Annotated in this window: 11 protein-coding genes; all 11 read left to right on the top strand. The window is 30.6% G+C overall.

The genetic code is table 11. The features are described from left to right. Positions 1-88 precede the first annotated feature (88 nt). The 11 genes from uvrB (at position 89) to BM384_RS00435 (ending at position 18,203) form a co-directional block, all read left to right on the top strand. Positions 89-2,059: an excinuclease ABC subunit UvrB gene (uvrB, locus tag BM384_RS00485; protein WP_090009478.1), complete on the top strand. Its 1,971-nt coding sequence runs from the start codon at positions 89-91 to the stop codon at positions 2,057-2,059. Between the two features lie 33 nt (positions 2,060-2,092). Then, positions 2,093-4,915: an excinuclease ABC subunit UvrA gene (gene uvrA, locus BM384_RS00480; protein ID WP_090009475.1), complete on the top strand. Its 2,823-nt coding sequence runs from the start codon at positions 2,093-2,095 to the stop codon at positions 4,913-4,915. A gap of 93 nt (positions 4,916-5,008) precedes the next feature. Continuing rightward, a complete protein-coding gene (locus tag BM384_RS00475) occupies positions 5,009-5,446 on the top strand; it encodes an FHA domain-containing protein (protein WP_090009472.1) in 438 nt (145 codons plus the stop codon). A 21-nt stretch (positions 5,447-5,467) separates the two neighbouring features. Further along, positions 5,468-6,688, top strand: a complete 1,221-nt coding sequence (locus BM384_RS00470; RefSeq protein ID WP_090009469.1) for an FtsW/RodA/SpoVE family cell cycle protein — start codon at positions 5,468-5,470, stop codon at positions 6,686-6,688. 6 nt (positions 6,689-6,694) lie between these two features. Continuing rightward, entirely contained in the window at positions 6,695-8,155 is a 1,461-nt protein-coding gene (locus BM384_RS00465) for a peptidoglycan D,D-transpeptidase FtsI family protein (RefSeq protein WP_090009466.1), read from the top strand. A 76-nt stretch (positions 8,156-8,231) separates the two neighbouring features. Then, a complete protein-coding gene (gene uvrC, locus BM384_RS00460; protein ID WP_090009463.1) occupies positions 8,232-10,091 on the top strand; it encodes an excinuclease ABC subunit UvrC in 1,860 nt (619 codons plus the stop codon). 88 nt (positions 10,092-10,179) lie between these two features. Continuing rightward, positions 10,180-11,094 carry a UDP-N-acetylmuramate dehydrogenase gene (gene murB / locus BM384_RS00455; protein ID WP_090009460.1) on the top strand — a complete coding sequence of 305 codons (915 nt, stop codon included), beginning with the start codon at positions 10,180-10,182 and terminating at the stop codon, positions 11,092-11,094. 188 nt (positions 11,095-11,282) lie between these two features. Next, positions 11,283-12,161, top strand: a complete 879-nt coding sequence (rapZ, locus tag BM384_RS00450; protein WP_090009458.1) for an RNase adapter RapZ — start codon at positions 11,283-11,285, stop codon at positions 12,159-12,161. Continuing rightward, positions 12,158-13,501, top strand: coding sequence for a gluconeogenesis factor YvcK family protein (locus tag BM384_RS00445; RefSeq protein ID WP_090009455.1), 1,344 nt, complete (start codon positions 12,158-12,160; stop codon positions 13,499-13,501). The genes rapZ and BM384_RS00445 overlap by 4 nt, the downstream gene beginning before the upstream one ends. 148 nt (positions 13,502-13,649) lie before the next feature. Then, the gene (gene whiA / locus BM384_RS00440; protein ID WP_090009453.1) at positions 13,650-14,597 is read left to right on the top strand and encodes a DNA-binding protein WhiA; all 948 of its coding nucleotides are present in this window, start codon (positions 13,650-13,652) and stop codon (positions 14,595-14,597) included. A gap of 27 nt (positions 14,598-14,624) precedes the next feature. Further along, the gene (locus tag BM384_RS00435; RefSeq protein ID WP_175537237.1) at positions 14,625-18,203 is read left to right on the top strand and encodes a DNA polymerase III subunit alpha; all 3,579 of its coding nucleotides are present in this window, start codon (positions 14,625-14,627) and stop codon (positions 18,201-18,203) included. Positions 18,204-18,565 lie beyond the last annotated feature (362 nt).

Below are 18,565 nucleotides of genomic sequence, written 5' to 3'. Positions count from 1 at the left end.
TTTTTAATTTAGATTTCTTGACGTCCATGAATTCAAAAAGTAAAATATATATACGAATGTAAGTTCGATTAATGAAAGAGGTGTTGTTATGGGAGAGTTTAAAATACATTCAAAATTTAAGCCCACGGGAGATCAACCTCAAGCTATAGAAAAACTTGTTGAGTCTATTGAATCGGGGAATAGAGGACAGACATTATTAGGAGTTACAGGTTCAGGAAAGACATTTACTATGGCTAATATTATAGAAAAGGTTCAAAAGCCAACAATAATTTTAGCTCATAATAAAACTCTAGCTGCACAGCTATGTTCAGAATTTAAAGAGTTTTTTCCGGATAGTATAGTTGAATATTTTGTATCATACTATGACTATTATCAACCAGAAGCTTACGTTCCTCAAACAGATACATTTATAGAAAAAGATGCATCTATTAATGATGAAATTGATAAATTAAGGCACTCAGCTACATCTGCTTTATTTGAAAGAAAAGATGTTATTATAGTTGCTTCAGTATCTTGTATATATGGATTAGGTAATCCAGATGAGTATAAGAAACTTACAATTTCTTTAAGAGTAGGAATGGAAAAGGATAGAGATGATATAATTAGAAGACTTATAGAAATACAATATGAACGAAATGATATTGATTTTTCTAGAGGTACCTTTAGAGTAAGAGGAGATTCTTTAGATATTATTCCAGTATCATCATCAGATCATGGAATAAGAATAGAGTTCTTTGGAGATGAAATAGATAGAATTAGAGAGTTTGATGTTTTAACAGGAACTATAATTGGAGATAGAGATCATGTTGCTATAACACCAGCATCCCACTTTGCTACATCACCAGAAGTAATAGAAAAATCTATTAGAAGAATAGAAGATGAACTTGAAGATAGATTAAGAGAACTTAATGCTCAAGATAAAATATTAGAAGCTCAAAGATTAAAACAGAGAACTAATTTTGATATAGAAATGATAAGGGAAATGGGATATTGTACAGGAATAGAAAATTATTCGAGAATATTAGATAATAGAGCACCTGGGACTCCACCTAAAACATTATTAGATTATTTCCCTGATGACTATTTAATGTTTATAGATGAAAGCCATGTTACCCTTCCACAGGTAAGAGCAATGTATGCTGGTGATAGATCTAGAAAAGATACTTTAGTTGAGTATGGATTTAGACTTCCATGTGCTTATGATAATAGACCATTGAAATTTAATGAATTTGAAGATAAGATAAATCAAGTTGTATATGTAAGTGCTACACCAGGTCAATATGAATTAGATCATTCTTCAGAAATTGCAGAACAGATAATAAGACCTACTGGACTTTTAGATCCAGTTATAGAAATTAGACCTGTTAAAGGACAGATTGATGATTTATATCAAGAGATAAAAAAGACAACAGAAGCAGGATATAGAACATTAATAACAACTTTAACTAAACGTATGGCAGAAGATTTAACAAAATATCTTACAGAGCTTGGAGTAAAGGCAACCTATATGCATTCTGATATAGATACTATTGAAAGAATGAAGATAATTAGAGAACTTAGACTTGGAGAGCAAGATGTTCTTGTGGGAATAAACCTTTTAAGAGAAGGACTAGATATTCCAGAAGTAGCACTTGTAGCCATACTTGATGCTGATAAAGAAGGTTTCTTAAGATCTGAAACATCCATGGTTCAAACTATAGGAAGAGCTGCGAGAAATGCAGATAGTAAAGTAATAATGTATGCAGACACTATTACAGGTTCTATGGATAGAGCTATTAAAGAAACTAATAGAAGAAGAGCAATTCAAGAAGAGTATAATGAAGAACATGGAATTGTTCCAAAGACTATTATAAAAGAAGTAAGAGACGTAATTGAAGCTACAAAGGCTTCAGAAGAAAAAGAAACTTACGAAGCTAAAGAAAATAATGATAAGCTAAGCAAGAAGGATAAGGAAGAGCTTATTAAGAAGTATACTGCAGAAATGATGGAGGCAGCTAAAAATCTTCAGTTTGAAAGAGCAGCGGAACTTAGAGATATAATAAATGATTTAAAAGAATAATAGATTTTAGACGAAAGAAGGCAGCATTATATTATGAATGATAAGATAGTAATTAAAGGAGCTAAAGTACATAATTTAAAAAATGTAAGTTTAGAAATACCTAGGGACAAATTAATTGTGTTTACAGGACTTTCAGGATCGGGTAAGTCTTCATTAGCATTTGATACACTTTATGCAGAAGGGCAAAGAAGATATGTAGAATCTTTATCTGCTTATGCAAGACAGTTTTTAGGACAAATGAATAAGCCTGAAGTTGAAAGTATAGAAGGGCTTTCACCAGCTATTTCAATAGATCAAAAGACAACAAGTAAAAACCCAAGATCTACAGTTGGAACAATAACAGAAATATATGATTATTTAAGACTTTTATACGCAAAAGTTGGTACTCCACATTGTCCTAAGTGTGGGAAAGTAATAAGTCAACAATCTGTAGATCAAATAGTAGATCAGATAATGGCTTTAGGAGATAGAACTAAGATTCAAATTTTAGCTCCTCTTGTAAAGGGAAGAAAGGGCTTTCATGAAAAAATAATTGAAAATATAAAGAAAAATGGTTTTGTAAGAACAAGAATTGATGGGGAAGTTCTTGATTTAACTGAAGATGAAATAAAATTAGATAAAAATAAAAAACATAATATTGAAGCAGTTGTAGATAGAATTATTGTTAAAGAAGGAATAGAAGGAAGACTTACAGATTCTATTGAAACAGCACTAAAGTTAGGTGATGGCCTTGTAATAGCTAATATTATAGGAGAAAAGGATATATTATTTAGTGAAAAGTTTGCATGTCCTGACTGTGGAATAAGCATTGGAGAAATTGCACCTAGAACATTCTCATTTAACTCTCCATGGGGAAAATGTGATTATTGTGATGGCCTTGGAAGTCTTTATGAAATAGATGAAGATTTAATTATACCAAATAAAGAACTAAGTATAATGCAAGGTGCTATAGCAACTTGGGGAGAAGGAAGATTAAAAGAAGATTCTTGGACTTATGCCATTTTACAAGCATTAAGTAAAGAATATGATTATTCTTTAGATACTCCAGTAAAGGACCTTTCAAGAGACATTCTTGATATATTATATTACGGAACAAAGGGTAAAAAATTAGATATTGAATATACAAAAGATGGCGTAAGATCAATATATCATTATGCATATGATGGTGAAATAAATTCATTAAAGAGAAGGTATAATGAAACTAATTCAGATGTTATAAAAAGTGATATAGAACAATATATGAGTGATAATAAATGTCCTAAGTGTCATGGAGCAAGATTAAAACCTGAAGCTTTATCTGTAAAACTAGGAGATAAGAACATATATGAGTTTACTAATTTATCTATAAAAGAAGAATTAGATTTTATAAATGGAATAGAATTCTCAGAAAAGAATAAGATTATTAGTGAACAGATTGTAAAAGAAATTAGAAGCAGACTTGAATTTCTTATTAATGTAGGACTTGATTATCTTACTTTATCTAGAAGTTCTGGAACCTTATCAGGAGGGGAGTCACAAAGAATAAGACTTGCAACACAGATTGGTTCTTCACTTATGGGAGTTTTATATATCTTAGATGAACCAAGTATAGGACTTCATCAAAGAGATAATGATAAGCTTATTGGAACTTTAGAAAATCTAAGAGATGTTGGAAATACAGTAATAGTAGTTGAACATGATGAAGATACAATGAGAGCTGCAGACTATATAGTAGATATAGGTCCACGTGCAGGAGAACATGGAGGACAGATTATTGCAGCTGGTACTTTAGATGACATAATGAAAAATGAAGAATCAATTACAGGTCAATATCTTACTGGTAAAAAGAAAATTGAAGTTCCAAAAGAAAGACGTGCAGGTAATGGTAATAAGATAACAGTTAAGGGTGCTAAAGAAAATAATTTAAAGAATGTTAATATATCTTTCCCATTAGGAACACTTACTATGGTTACAGGAGTTTCAGGTTCAGGTAAGAGTACATTAGTTAATCAAATTTTATATAAGGGATTAAATAGGCTTGTAAACAAAAGTAAGAATCCGGTTGGAAATCATAAAGAAATTATAGGCTATGAAAATATTGATAAAATAATAGATATAGATCAAAGTCCTATCGGAAGAACACCAAGATCTAATCCTGCTACTTATACAGGTACATTTGACATAATTAGAGAATTATTCTCACAAACTCCAGAAGCTAAAATGAGAGGATATAAACCAGGTAGATTTTCATTTAATGTTAAGGGTGGAAGATGTGAAGCTTGTTCAGGTGATGGAATCATAAAGATAGAAATGCAATTCTTATCAGATGTATATGTACCTTGTGAAGTTTGTAAGGGAAAAAGATATAATAGAGAAACTCTAGAAGTTAAATATAAGGGAAAGACTATAGATGATGTATTAAATATGACAGTTGAAGAAGGATTGGAGTTTTTCGAAAATATTCCTAGAATAAAAAATAAACTTCAAACTTTATATGATGTTGGTTTAGGTTATATTAGATTAGGTCAACCTTCAACACAACTTTCAGGTGGTGAAGCTCAAAGAATAAAATTAGCATATGAATTATCTAAGAGAAGTACAGGAAAGACATTATACATTTTAGATGAACCTACTACAGGACTTCATATTGATGATGTTAACAGATTAGTAGAAATACTTCAAAGACTTGTTGATGCTGGAAATACTGTAGTTGTAATAGAACATAATTTAGATATGATAAAATGTGCAGACTATATTGTAGACCTTGGTCCTGAAGGAGGAGATAAGGGTGGTACAATAGTATTTAAAGGAACTCCAGAAAAAATTGTTGAGTGTAAAGAATCATATACAGGTAAGTATTTGAAAAATCTGCTTTAATAGTTGTGGTTAAATAATGATACATTTTTATGGTTTTATGTAGAATTTGTTGTATAATCTATTTAGCAGGGAAAATAGATTTGAGGTGAAGTAATGAGTTTTTCGAAAATTTCAGCTTTAGTTTTTGGTGTAGCTTTTATTATAATCCTGTATTCAATTATATTTTTTGCTTTAAGAATAATGTATAAAGATGTTAAGAGTGGCGGGAGAAGAAGGCCAAACAATTCGAAAAAGAGCTATGGAATTGAAGTTATTAATGTAACAGATGGTTCTAATATTAAAAAAGGTTCTGTAATTCCCATACGAGGTGTGGTGAGTATTGGGAGGAAAGAAGATAATTCAGTAGTGCTATCAGATCAACATGTATCTGGGAATCATGCCAAGTTTATAATAAAAAATAATATATTATATGTTGATGATTTAGAGAGCACAAATGGGACGTTTGTAAATGGTAAACGTATTTCAGGAAGAGTTAAGCTTTTTGGAAAAGATGAAATAAGAATTGGTACAACTGTATTTAGAGTTTTATAGGAGCATTATAGAGGTGATTATATGAAGGTTCGTAGAGATGAGAGAAATTTGTTGATAATTACTTACATTTTGTGTATAGCTCTTTTTACAAAGTTAGCAATTTTAACAAAACCAATTGATACAAAAGCTGCTGGAATGGGCGTAGTTTTATGTTTGGTAATAGGATTATCACATTTTGTAATAAGAAAATTTTATCCTGATGGAGATAAATTTTTATTAATTTTTGCCTGTATATTATCAGTTATAGGGATAGCTATGATATACAGGATTAATCCGGATGAAGGATTAAAACAAATACTTTGGTTCATATTTGGTGTGGCAGTATATATATTAACAGTTGTCATTTTGCCTGAAATGAATAAATTAGCAAAGTATAAGTATTTTTATATGGCAGTAACAATAGTTGTTATGCCATTAGCATATTTATTTGGAAAAGAAACATTTGGAGCAACTAACTGGGTGCAAATTGGAGGTTTTAGTTTTCAGCCTTCAGAATTGTCTAAGATAACATTAGTTTTATACTTAGCATCTGCCCTTAAGGATTTTGATGAAACTAAAAAGGGGTTTGAAAATATCAAGCAATTAGTTATACCAGCTCTTGTGGTTGCTTATTGTTTAGGATGTCTAGTATTGCAAAAAGATTTAGGTTCTGCATTAATCTTCTTTGGAGTTTCAGTTTCAATTCTTTATGTTGTTACTTCAAAAAAGAAATATGTATTGGCAGCTTTAGCATTATCTGCAGTTGGATCTTATGTTGCTTATAACTTATTTGGACACATAAGAGAAAGAGTAAAGATATGGATTAATCCATGGGCTTATGCTAATAATGAGGGATATCAAATAGTTGAAGGATTATATTCAATTTCTTCTGGAGGAATGCTTGGTTCTGGATTAGGAAATGGATATCCTAGATTTGTTCCAGTTCCTACATCTGACTATATTTTTGCAGCTATATGTGAAGAATTTGGAATGGTGTTTGGAATAGGAATTATGATTGTTATGTTCCTAATGTTTTATAGGGGAATTAGAGCTGCATTTGTAACAGATAATAAGTTCTCACAAATTACAGCTGTGGGGTTAAGTATAATGATTGCATGTCAGGTACTTGTAATTGTTGGAGGAATTTTTGCTATTATACCACTAACAGGAATAACTCTTCCTTTTGTAAGTTATGGTGGTAGTTCAATATTAACTACTTTCTTTGCTTTAGGTTTATTACAAAAGGTATCAGAGGAGGGCTAAAATATTATGAATGATTTTAAAAATAGCGTAAAGCATGTTATGGCAGTGTTTTTGGTGTTGTTTATAGGCCTTATTTCTTATATTGCATATTTTCAAACATTTAAAGCTAGTGATATAGCGGCAGATTCAGGAAATAAAAGATTATGGGCTAATAGAAATGAAGTATTAAGAGGTACTATTTATGATTCAGAAGGTGATCCATTAACAGCAAGTGCGAAGACAGGTGATTTAACCCAATCTCGTACATATTTAAAAGGTGATTTATATGTTCATGCTTTAGGTTATGTAAGTACTAAATATGATTTGACAGGTCTAGAAAGATCTTATGATACTGAATTAAGTACTTATACAAGTAAGATGGAATCTGGAGTAAGATCATTTATTACTAATTTTAGTATTGATGCTTTGAAGGATGCCTATAATAATAGAGATGAAGAAGAAGATCAAAAGATAGGTAATGGAGTTGTTACTACATTAAAAAGTAAGGTTCAAAAGGCTGCTTATGATGCGTTAGGAAATAGAAGAGGGGCAGTTGTAGCATTAGACCCTTCTACTGGACAAATACTAGCAATGGTATCTAAGCCAACTTATAATCCTAATGATCTTGATGGAGCAATGGCAGCAGCAAATGCAGGTACAGCAGAAGAAAGTCCTCTTATTAATAGAGCAACTTCAGGGCTTTATGCACCAGGCTCTACATTTAAGACTGTAACAGCAGCAAGTGCATTAGAAAATATATCAGGAATCAAGAATAAAACTTTTGAAGATAATGGTTCTCTTCAACTTAGTTCTACTCAATCCTTATCTAATGATAGTGGAGAAGTAAATGGAGATATCGACTTAGAAACAGCTTATGTTAGATCAAGTAATGTTGTCTTTGGTACATTAGCATTACAACTTGGAAATCCAAAGTTAAAGGCTACTGCTGAACAATTTGGATTTAATAATGATATTCCTACAAATGGTTTTTACTTAAGTAAGAGTACATTCCCAACATTATCAAGTAATGATAAGGGATTAATAGCTCAAACAGGAATAGGACAAAGTAGTATTCTTGCAACTCCAATGGAAATGGCTCTTGTATGTAGCACTGTTGCAAACAACGGAGTAATGATGGAGCCAACTCTTGTAAAAGAAGTTGTAGATAAAGATATGAATGTAATTAAGAAGGTTGATGCTAAAAAATATGCTCAGGTGCTATCATCATCTGATGCTAAAACACTTCAAACTTATATGAAGGGTGTAGTTGATGACCATTTAACAGATAAATTTTCAGGACTTAATGCTGCCGGAAAAACAGGAACAGCAGAAAATAGTGCTGGTAAATCACATTCATGGTTTATAGGATTTGCGCCAGCTAATAATCCTAAGGTTGCAGTTGCAGTAATAGTTGAAAACGCAGGATATGGAGCTGAATCAGCAGCACCAGTAACAGCAGCAGTTATGAGAGCTGCATTGAATAGTTAAAGATAGTTATAAGTTATAGGGTGTTTAAGATTGTCTGATTTTAAACACCCTAAAATATTCTAGAAAGGATGGTTTTATGTTTGATTTTGAGTACCAATTAAAGATTTTGCCTGACAGACCAGGTGTTTATTTAATGAAAAATTCTCTTGGTGAAATTATTTATGTAGGTAAAGCAAAAGTATTAAAGAATCGAGTAAGACAATATTTTCAAAATTCTAAGAACCATTCTCAAAAAGTTAGAAGTATGGTTAAAAATATTGTAGAGTTTGAGTACATAGTTACAGATTCTGAAATGGAAGCTTTAATATTAGAAGGAAACTTAATAAAGAAGTATAGACCTAAATATAATATTGCATTAAAGGATGATAAGTTTTATCCCTTCATAAAAGTTACACTTAATGAGGAATTTCCAAGAGTTTTTATGACTAGAAATTTCGTTAAGGATGGAGCAAAATATTTTGGGCCATATACAAATGTTACAGCAGTTCATGAAACTATGAGTCTTATAAGAAAGGTATTTCCTATAAGAACATGTAAGATGAATATTACTGAAGGCATGGAACCTGTAAGGCCATGTTTAAATTATCATATAAAGAAATGTAATGCCCCTTGTGCAGGATACATATCTAAAAAGGATTATAGAGTTATAATTGATGAAATAGTAGATATACTATCAGGCAAAGATAAAAGTATGATTGCAAAATTAAAAGAAGAAATGCAGAAGGAATCAGAAGCATTAAACTTTGAAAAAGCAGCATCTATAAGAGATAAGATATTAGCAATTGAGACCTTAGTTAAAAAGCAAAAAGTATTTAGAGTGGTTGAAGGCGATGAAGATTTTATCAATTTATATAAAGATGAAAAAGATACATGCATTCAAGTATTTTTTATGAGAGAAGGAAAAATTACTGGAAGAGAGCATTTTATGATAGAAAATAGTGCAGATGAAGATGATGGAGAAATTTTAGAACAATTTATAACAAGTTTCTATTCTGGTGCAGCACAAGTCTCAAAAAATATATATGTACCAGTTATTTCAGAACAAGAGCTTTTAGAGAAATTTCTTACAATAAAAAGAGGCTCTAAAGTATGGCTAAAGGTTCCTCAAAAAGGTGAAAAGAAAGATTTATTAGAGCTTGTTAAGAATAATGCTAAATTAACACTAGAACAGTTTAAGGATAAGATATTGATGGAAAAAGAAATAAATTCTACAGCCTTGAATGAATTAGTAGAAGCTTTAGATTTAGAGGAAGTTCCTCATAGAATTGAGGCTTATGATATATCCAATATTCAGGGAACAGATTCTGTAGGAACTATGATAGTTTTTGAAGAAGGGAAGGCTAAAAATAGTGATTATAGAAAATTTAGAATAAAAACTGTTCAAGGTGCTGATGATTATAGCAGTATGCGAGAAGTTTTGACAAGAAGATTTGAACATGGACTTAAAGAAATTGAAGAGATAAAAGAACGAAAATTAGAGTTTTCAAAGGGCAAATTTTCTACATTTCCTGATCTTATTATGATGGATGGAGGAAAAGGTCAGATTAATATAGCATTAGAAGTGCTAGAATCCTTAGGAATAAAAATTGATGTATGTGGTCTTGTAAAAGATGATAAACATCAAACAAGAGGAATAATATATAATAATCAGGAAATAATCGTTAATAGAAATTCCAATTTAATGCAGATGATAAGAAGAATTCAAGATGAAGTACATAGATTTGCAATTACTTATCATAGAAATTTAAGAGGAAAAAATGCATTACATTCTGTATTAGATGATATACCTAATATAGGCAAGAAGAGAAAATTAGATCTTTTAAAAAAGTTTGGAGGTGTAGAGAATATAAAGAAAGCAACTTTAGAAGAACTTATGGATGTACCAAGTATAGATAAAAGAAGTGCAGAAAGCATAGTTGACTTTTTTCAAAAGTAATTTGTACCTTGTTTTCTAGAATGTTATAATTTATACTTAGTTAGTGAGTTTAAACAGAAAAAGTTATTAAGATTTTGAGGAGCTAGATATGAATCAGTATTTAAAATATGAACCTTTATTTAAAAAAATTTATTTAGAAAATGAAATTATGATAGATGAAGATATGAGTAATCATATTTATTTTAAAGTTGGAGGAAAAGCAGATTTTCTACTTACTCCATCTAATGTTGAGCAATTAGCAGAAACAGTAAAGATATGCAAGGAGAACAGTATACCATACTACATTATTGGAAATGGTTCTAATCTTTTAGTTAAAGATGGTGGTATAAGAGGAGTTGTTATTGAATTAACAGGATTAAATAAGATTCAGTCAAAAGGTAACTTTATAAAAGCAGAAGCTGGAGTATTATTAAAAGATGTTTCAGATAAAGCAGTAGAAAATTCTTTAACAGGCTTTGAATTTGCATGTGGCATACCTGGTTCTGTAGGTGGTGCTGTATTTATGAATGCTGGAGCTTATAATGGTGAGATAAAAAATGTGATTTTAGAAGCAGAAGTGCTTGATGCTGATGGTAATATTATAGTTTTAAATAAAGATAAACTTGAACTTGGTTATAGAACTTCAAAGGTTATGCAAGAAAAGCTTATAGTTGTAAGTGCTATATTCCAACTTGAATTAGGAGATAAAGATGCTATTCAAGAAAGAGTAGATGAACTTACAAGAAAAAGAGAAGAAAAACAACCTTTAGAATATCCATCTGCAGGAAGTACATTTAAGAGACCTGAAGGATATTTTGCAGGAAAGCTTATACAGGATGCAGGATTAAAAGGTTATTCTGTTGGAGGAGCAGCTGTTTCTGAAAAACACTCTGGTTTTGTAATTAACAAGGGTGGAGCAACAGCAAAAGATATTTTGGACTTAATAAAACATATTCAAGAAGAAGTATTAAATCAATTTGGTGTTGAATTACATCCTGAAGTAAGAATATTAGGTGAAGATTAATAAGAAAGAAGATGGGTGTGTCTAAAGAATTTGTAATTCAAAAGACACACCCTTATTGTGTTTTTATCTGAGAATTTTAGAAGAAAAATTCTTCTCTTCTAAAATTCTTTTGTTTGCCAATATAATGATTTTTAAAGTAGGTTCTATGATATAATTATAATATATTATTTTGCGATAGGAGGATCAGTATGAGATTTGTTATAGTTACAGGACTATCTGGAGCAGGTAAAACAGAAACAACTAAGAGTCTTGAAGATATAGGATATTTTTGTGTAGATAATTTGCCACCAAAGCTTATACCGAAATTAGCAGAAGCTTGTAGTGGAGGACATATAGAAAAAACAGCATTAGTCATAGATATAAGAGGGGGAATATTCTTTGATGATTTATTTGAATCACTAATGTATTTAAAGAAAAATAATTTCCAATATGAAATATTATTCTTAGATTCAAGTGATGAAGTGCTTATAAAGAGATTTAAGGAAGCAAGAAGAGCTCATCCATTATCACCAGAAGGAAGAGTTATAACAGGAATAGATGAAGAAAGAAAAAAATTAAGAGAGGTTAAAGATAGAGCAGATATAATAATAGATACATCTAAGTATGCAATAAGAGATTTAAGAGGCAAAATCAATGAATACTTTGGAGATATTACAGTGCCTGAAAGACAATTATCTGTAACTGTATTAAGCTTTGGCTTTAAATATGGTATACCTGTAGATTCAGATTTAGTATTTGACGTTAGATTTATTCCAAACCCATTTTATATACCAGAATTAAAGAAGTATTCCGGAACAGATGAACCAGTAAAGAAATATGTTCTTGAACAAACTGAAACAAAAGAATTTATAAGTAAACTTGATGATATGTTAAAGTTCTTAATACCTAATTATATAAAAGAAGGTAAAAGGCAGCTTATAATTTCTATTGGATGTACTGGAGGAAGACATCGTTCTGTTGCCATAGCTAATGAAGTACATGAGCGATTGCTTGAAAGTGGCTTTGATTCTAAAATAGAACATAGAGACATAACTGAGGATCTCCATAAGGGAGTTAAGAAACTATGAGAATAATAGATTGGCTTAAACCTGGTATAAAGGTTAAAAGGTGGATAGCCTTTGGAGTTTTTGGAGTACTATTAATAGCCTTTGGGTTTACAGAATTAGTTACAAGAAGAGTTTATGATACTTACTATAAGGTATTTTATATATGTCTTAATTTAACAGGTATTTTTGTTATATATGTTGCTGTAACTGAAGCAATGAAATCAATTATAGTAATGATTAATAAGGGATATCTAAAAATGTCCCTAGATAGTAAGAAGATAGAAAGTCTTATTTATGAGAAGAGGCTTCTAGTAAAGGGACCTAAAGTTGTAGTAATTGGTGGTGGAACAGGGCTATCTACTATGCTTAGAGGGCTTAAGTATTATACATCAAACATTACTGCAATTGTAACTGTTGGAGATGATGGAGGAGGTTCTGGAGACCTTAGAGAAGACCTTGGAATACTCCCACCAGGAGATATAAGAAACTGTATTTTGGCATTAGCAGATACAGAACCATTAATGCATGACCTTCTTCAATATAGATTTCAAGACGGAAAGCTTAAAAATCAAAGCTTTGGTAACTTATTTTTAGCTGCAATGAATGGAATATCAGATAATTTCGAGGATGCAGTTCAAAAAATGAGTTCAGTATTAGCCGTAACAGGAAAAGTAATACCTGTTACCCTAGATGATATGCAGCTTGTGGCCAGTCTTGAAAATGGTAATACTGTTTATGGAGAATCACAAATACCTGAAGAAGCAATTAAACAAAAATCAAAAATAAAGAGACTTATGATTGAACCAGAAAATGCTGAGCCTTTAGGAAAAGCATTAGAAGCAATAAGAGAAGCTGATGCAATAGTCATGGGTCCAGGAAGTTTATATACAAGTGTAATTTCAAATCTTCTTGTTAAGAAAATCAGTTCTTCAGTACGTAGAAGTAATGCATTAAAGATATATATATCAAATGTAATGACTCAGCCAGGAGAAACTGATAAATTTACTGTATCTGACCATGTAAAGACATTAAGAAAATATGGTGGTAGAGATATAGTTGATTGTGTAATTGCTAATTCAGGAGAGATTCCTAAAAGTGTTCAAGAAAAATATTTAAAAGAGGACTCTATTCCTGTTAAAATTGATGGAAAAGAAATAAAGGAATTAGGAGTGGATTTAGTTTTAGATAATATAGCTAAGGTAAGGAATGATGTTGTAAAGCATGATTCTGATAAACTTGCAGAAGTTCTTATAGATACTATTATGGAAAAGAAATTATTGTATGATAAGAAGAAGATTTTTGAATATATGTACTTATCGCAACGTATTAAAGAGAGAGAAAAAGAAGAAAAGAAAAAATAAATTTTTCTTAAAACCGCTGGAATAATTTTGTTCGGGCGGTTTTTTAAATAATTAAATATTCAATCAAAAGAATTAAATTTATGATATAATTAATTGTTATACGAGTAGGATTAAATATATTAATTTTATAGATAAAAAGGAGAGTCATATGTCATTTTCAGCGAAAGTAAAAGGAGAGATAGCTAGATACTCTGAACTTACTAAATCAGAGGCATTAGCACAAATTTCAGCTATTATGAAAGTTAGTGGGACTATTGGATTTAGCGGTAGTGGACTATCTTTCAAAATAACAACTGAAAATCCTTCAAGTGCAAGATTAATATTTACGCTATTAAAGATTCATTTTGATATACATTCAAGACTAATGGTAAAGAGAAGTAATTCTTTAAAGAAGAATAATATTTACATGGTTGTAATAAATGAAGAAATGGGTGTTAGAAGATTATTACAAGAGACTGGAATACTTACTGAAGTAGATGGAGTTATGAGTCTCAATTATAGAATACAAGAGGAAATGATAAAAACAGATGAAGAAAAAAGAGCTTATATAAGAGGTGCTTTTTTAGGTGGTGGAAGTATAAGTAATCCTGAAAAAACATACCATTTAGAATTTGTAACTCATAGTGAAGAATATGCAATAGACTTATGTAAGCTGATAAATACTTTTAGGCTAAACTCAAAGGTTATACAAAGAAAAAATTCTTTTATCATCTACATAAAAGAAGGAGAACAAATAGTTGACCTTCTAAATATAATAGGAGCACATTCATGCTTGTTAGAACTAGAAAATATTAGAATTATGAAAGAAATGAGAAATAACGTAAACAGGCTTGTAAACTGTGAAACTGCCAATCTTTCAAAGACAGTAAATGCTGCTGTAAGACAGGTGGAAAGCATTAAGCTTATACAAAGAGAAATAGGACTTAAGAGACTTCCAAAGAATCTTAGAGAAGTTGCAGAACTTAGATTGAATTATCCAGATGAATCATTAAAGGATTTAGGTGAAATGTTAGATCCTCCTGTAGGAAAATCCGGAGTTAATCATAGATTAAGAAAAATAGAAAAAATAGCTGAAGAATTACGTACTAGTAAATAAATATTTAAATTTAGGAGATGATGAATTTTGAATGATAAGAAATTCTGCCATCTTCATCTTCATACAGAATATAGTTTGCTTGATGCATCAGGCAAAGTAGATAAATTAATAAAAAGGGCGAAAGAGCTTGGAATGGACAGCATAGCCATAACAGACCATGGAGTCATGTATGGCTGTGTTGAATTTTATAAACAGGCTAAAGCTAATGGGATTAAACCAATATTAGGCTGTGAAGTATATGTAGCTAGCAAATCAATGGATATAAAACGTCCAGATAAAGAAAATCGTACAGCTCATTTAGTACTTTTAGTGAAGAATGAAGTTGGTTATGAAAATTTAATGAAAATAGTATCAGAAGCTTCTATTAGAGGCTTTTATTATAAGCCAAGAGTAGATCATGAATTCTTAAAAGAGCATAGTGAAGGAATAATAGCTTTAAGTGCATGTCTTGGTGGAGAAATACAAAGATATATTTTAGATGATGAATATGAAAAAGCAAAGGAAACAGCTTTATTATATAAAGAGATTTTTAAAGATGGTTTTTATTTAGAAATACAAAACCACGGAATGGAAGAGCAGAGAAAAGTTAATGAAAATAATATAAAGTTATCTAAGGAAACAGGTATTCCTTTAGTTGCAACTAATGATGTTCATTATATAAATCAAAGCGATTCAAAAGCACATGATATTTTAATGTGTATACAAACAGGAAAGACTGTTGATGATGAAAATAGAAGAAGATATGCTTCAGATCAATTTTATTTAAAGTCTCCTGAAGAGATGTGGGATATGTTTTCATATGTTCCTGAAGCTCTTGAAAATACTTCAAAAATTGCAGAAGAATGTAACTTTGATTATAAGTTCCATGAATCTAAACTTCCGAAGTTTCCCCTTCCGGAAGGTACAGATCCTTATGAGTATTTAAGGGATAACTGTTATAAGGGACTTATTGAAAGATATGATGTTTTTAAGGAGTTTACTAAGAAGGAATATAATCTTTCAGAAATACAGGCTCTAGCAGAAAAGAATGAAGAAGCAAAGAGCTATGTAGATAGACTTGAATATGAACTTGGAATCATAAAGCAGATGGGATATGTTGATTATTTCTTAATTGTATGGGACTTTATAAGATTCTCTTATGAAAATGGAATTCCAACAGGCCCAGGTAGAGGTTCTGCAGCAGGTTCTATAGTAGCTTATACCTTGGGAATTACTAAGATAGATCCAATAAAATATAGTCTTATCTTTGAACGTTTCTTAAATCCAGAAAGAGTTAGTATGCCCGATATTGATTCGGATTTTTGTTATGAAAGAAGACAGGAAGTTATAGATTACGTTGTAGAGAAATATGGTGCAGATAATGTGTCACAGATTATAACTTTTGGTACTATGGCTCCTAGAATGTGTATAAGAGACGTAGGAAGGGCTATGAATTACTCTTATGCAGAAGTAGATGTAATATCTAAGATGATTCCTACAGTGCTTAATATAACAATAGACAAGGCGCTAGAAATGAACCCAGAGTTAAAGGAAGCTTACGATAATGATGAGAGAGTAAGAAATCTTATTGATATCAGTAAGAATTTAGAGGGGCTCCCAAGACACTCATCAACCCATGCAGCAGGTGTAGTTATAGCTTCAAGACCTTTAGTTGATTATGTACCACTTCAGAAAAATGAAGAAATGATAGTAACTCAATTTGGTATGACAACTCTTGAAGAGCTTGGCTTATTAAAGATGGATTTTCTTGGCCTTAGAACTCTTACAGTAATGAGTGATGCTGTAAATATAATTAAGGAAAATAGAGGCGTAACTATTGATTTAGATAAAATAGATTTCGATGATAAAGAAGTTTATCATATGATTGGAGAAGGTAAAACTTCTGGGGTATTCCAGTTAGAATCTCCAGGAATGACATCCTTCATGAAGGAATTAAAACCAGATAACTTGGAAGATATCATAGCAGGTATTTCTTTATATAGACCAGGTCCAATGGCTGAAATTCCTAAATATGTTGAGTGTAAAAAGAATCCTGATAAGGTAGAATACCTTACTCCAGAACTTGAAAGCATATTAAATGTTACTTATGGAGTAATGGTATATCAAGAACAGGTAATGGAAATAGTAAGAAAGCTAGCAGGATACTCTCTTGGACGAAGTGACCTTGTTAGAAGAGCTATGTCTAAGAAGAAACATAAGGTAATGGAAGAGGAAAGAAAAAACTTCATACATGGTATTGTTAATGAAAATGGTGAAGTAGAAGTACCTGGGTGTGTGAGAAATGGAATAAGTGCAGAAGTAGGAAATAAGATATTTGATTCCATGATGGATTTTGCATCTTATGCATTCAATAAAAGTCACGCAGCAGCCTATGCGGTAGTAGGATATGAAACAGCATTTTTAATGAAATATTATCCTGTTGAATATATTGCAGCTATGCTTAACTCTGTTATGGGGTCAAGTGAAAAAGTTGCTCATTATATAAAATTTGCAGAAAGTCAAGGGATACAGGTTCTTCCTCCAGATATAAATGAAAGTTACTCAAAGTTTACAGTAAAAGGAGATACCATAAGATTTGGTATGGCTGCTATAAAGAACGTTGGAGTAAATGTTATTGAAAGTATAGTAAGGACAAGAGAAGCTAAGGGTGAGTTTACTTCCTTGGAAGATTTTGTGGATAAAATTGATATTTCTGCTGTAAATAAAAGAGCAGTTGAAAGTTTAATAAAAGCTGGAGCATTAGATTGTTTTGGTGTATTTAGATCAAAACTTTTAGGTGTATATGAAAAAGTAATGGATGGAACAGCTAATGAAAAAAGAAGAAATATAGACGGGCAAATGAGCTTGTTTAGCTTTGATGAAGGTGAGTTAAATATTCCTAAGATTTCTTATCCAAATATAAAAGAATTTAAAAAGATGAATTTATTAGCTATGGAAAAAGAAATGACAGGATTATATTTATCAGGACATCCATTAGATGAGTATAAAAAGAGCTTAGAGCTACAAACTTCAACCACTATAGATACAGTATTTAAGTCTTATGAAATGATTCAGGAAAGTATTTCAAATGATATGGATGGAGAAAATTCAATTCAAGAGGAGTCTTTAATAAATGATAATGATACTGTTATTATGGGTGGAATATTAACTGATGTTAAACAGAAGGTAACAAGAAATAATACAATTATGGCATTTTTAACTCTTGAAGACTTATCAGGATCTATTGAAGTAATAGTTTTTCCAAGAACTTTAGAGAGACTTAGAAATTTAATTAAGCCAGATTCAATAGTTAGAATAAAGGGAAGAATAAGCATAAAAGAAGATGAAATGCCAAAGCTTATATGTGAAACTATAGAAGGCTTAGAAAAGATTAATTCTGAAAAATTATATATAAGAGTAAATACTGAAGAGGATGTTAGAAATATAAATAGAGAAATAAAAAATTTAATATCAGGTTATGAAGGAAATACTGCTGTTTATATATTTGAATCAGAAAGAAGACAGAGTTTCAGATTACAAAAAGACAGATGGATTGATTCGGGAAGCGGTATTGTTGAAATATTAAAAGATAAATACGGCGAAGAAAATGTTAAGCTAGTAGAGTAGTTAAGAACTTTTAAAGGAAATATTTCTTTAAAATAATTATTTGCAAAATAAAAATATATTTTGTGAAAAAAATAAGAAATATTTCCTTTTTATTTTTTAATTAAGTAAAAAAGATGCAAAAAATAATAAAAAAGTAAATGAAAATTGTTACAAAAATTAAATGATAAAAAATATTTAAATAGTATATAAAATATTTTAACCTGGGGTATAATAGATTTAAGGTAAGCTATATATAAATAACGAGTTTTTATGTCAAGAAGTTGTAAAAGTTACGCAATATCCATTGATAAATCTTCATAATTTTTGTACAATAGAATACGGTAATTGATATGTGGATGGATATAACATATATGGGACGAATA

It is taken from the genome of Clostridium sp. DSM 8431 (assembly GCF_900116755.1).
GTDB lineage: Bacteria > Bacillota > Clostridia > Clostridiales > Clostridiaceae > Clostridium.
The sequence above is the reverse complement of the archived record's forward strand: the minus strand, read 5'-3'. Positions and strand labels throughout refer to the sequence as shown.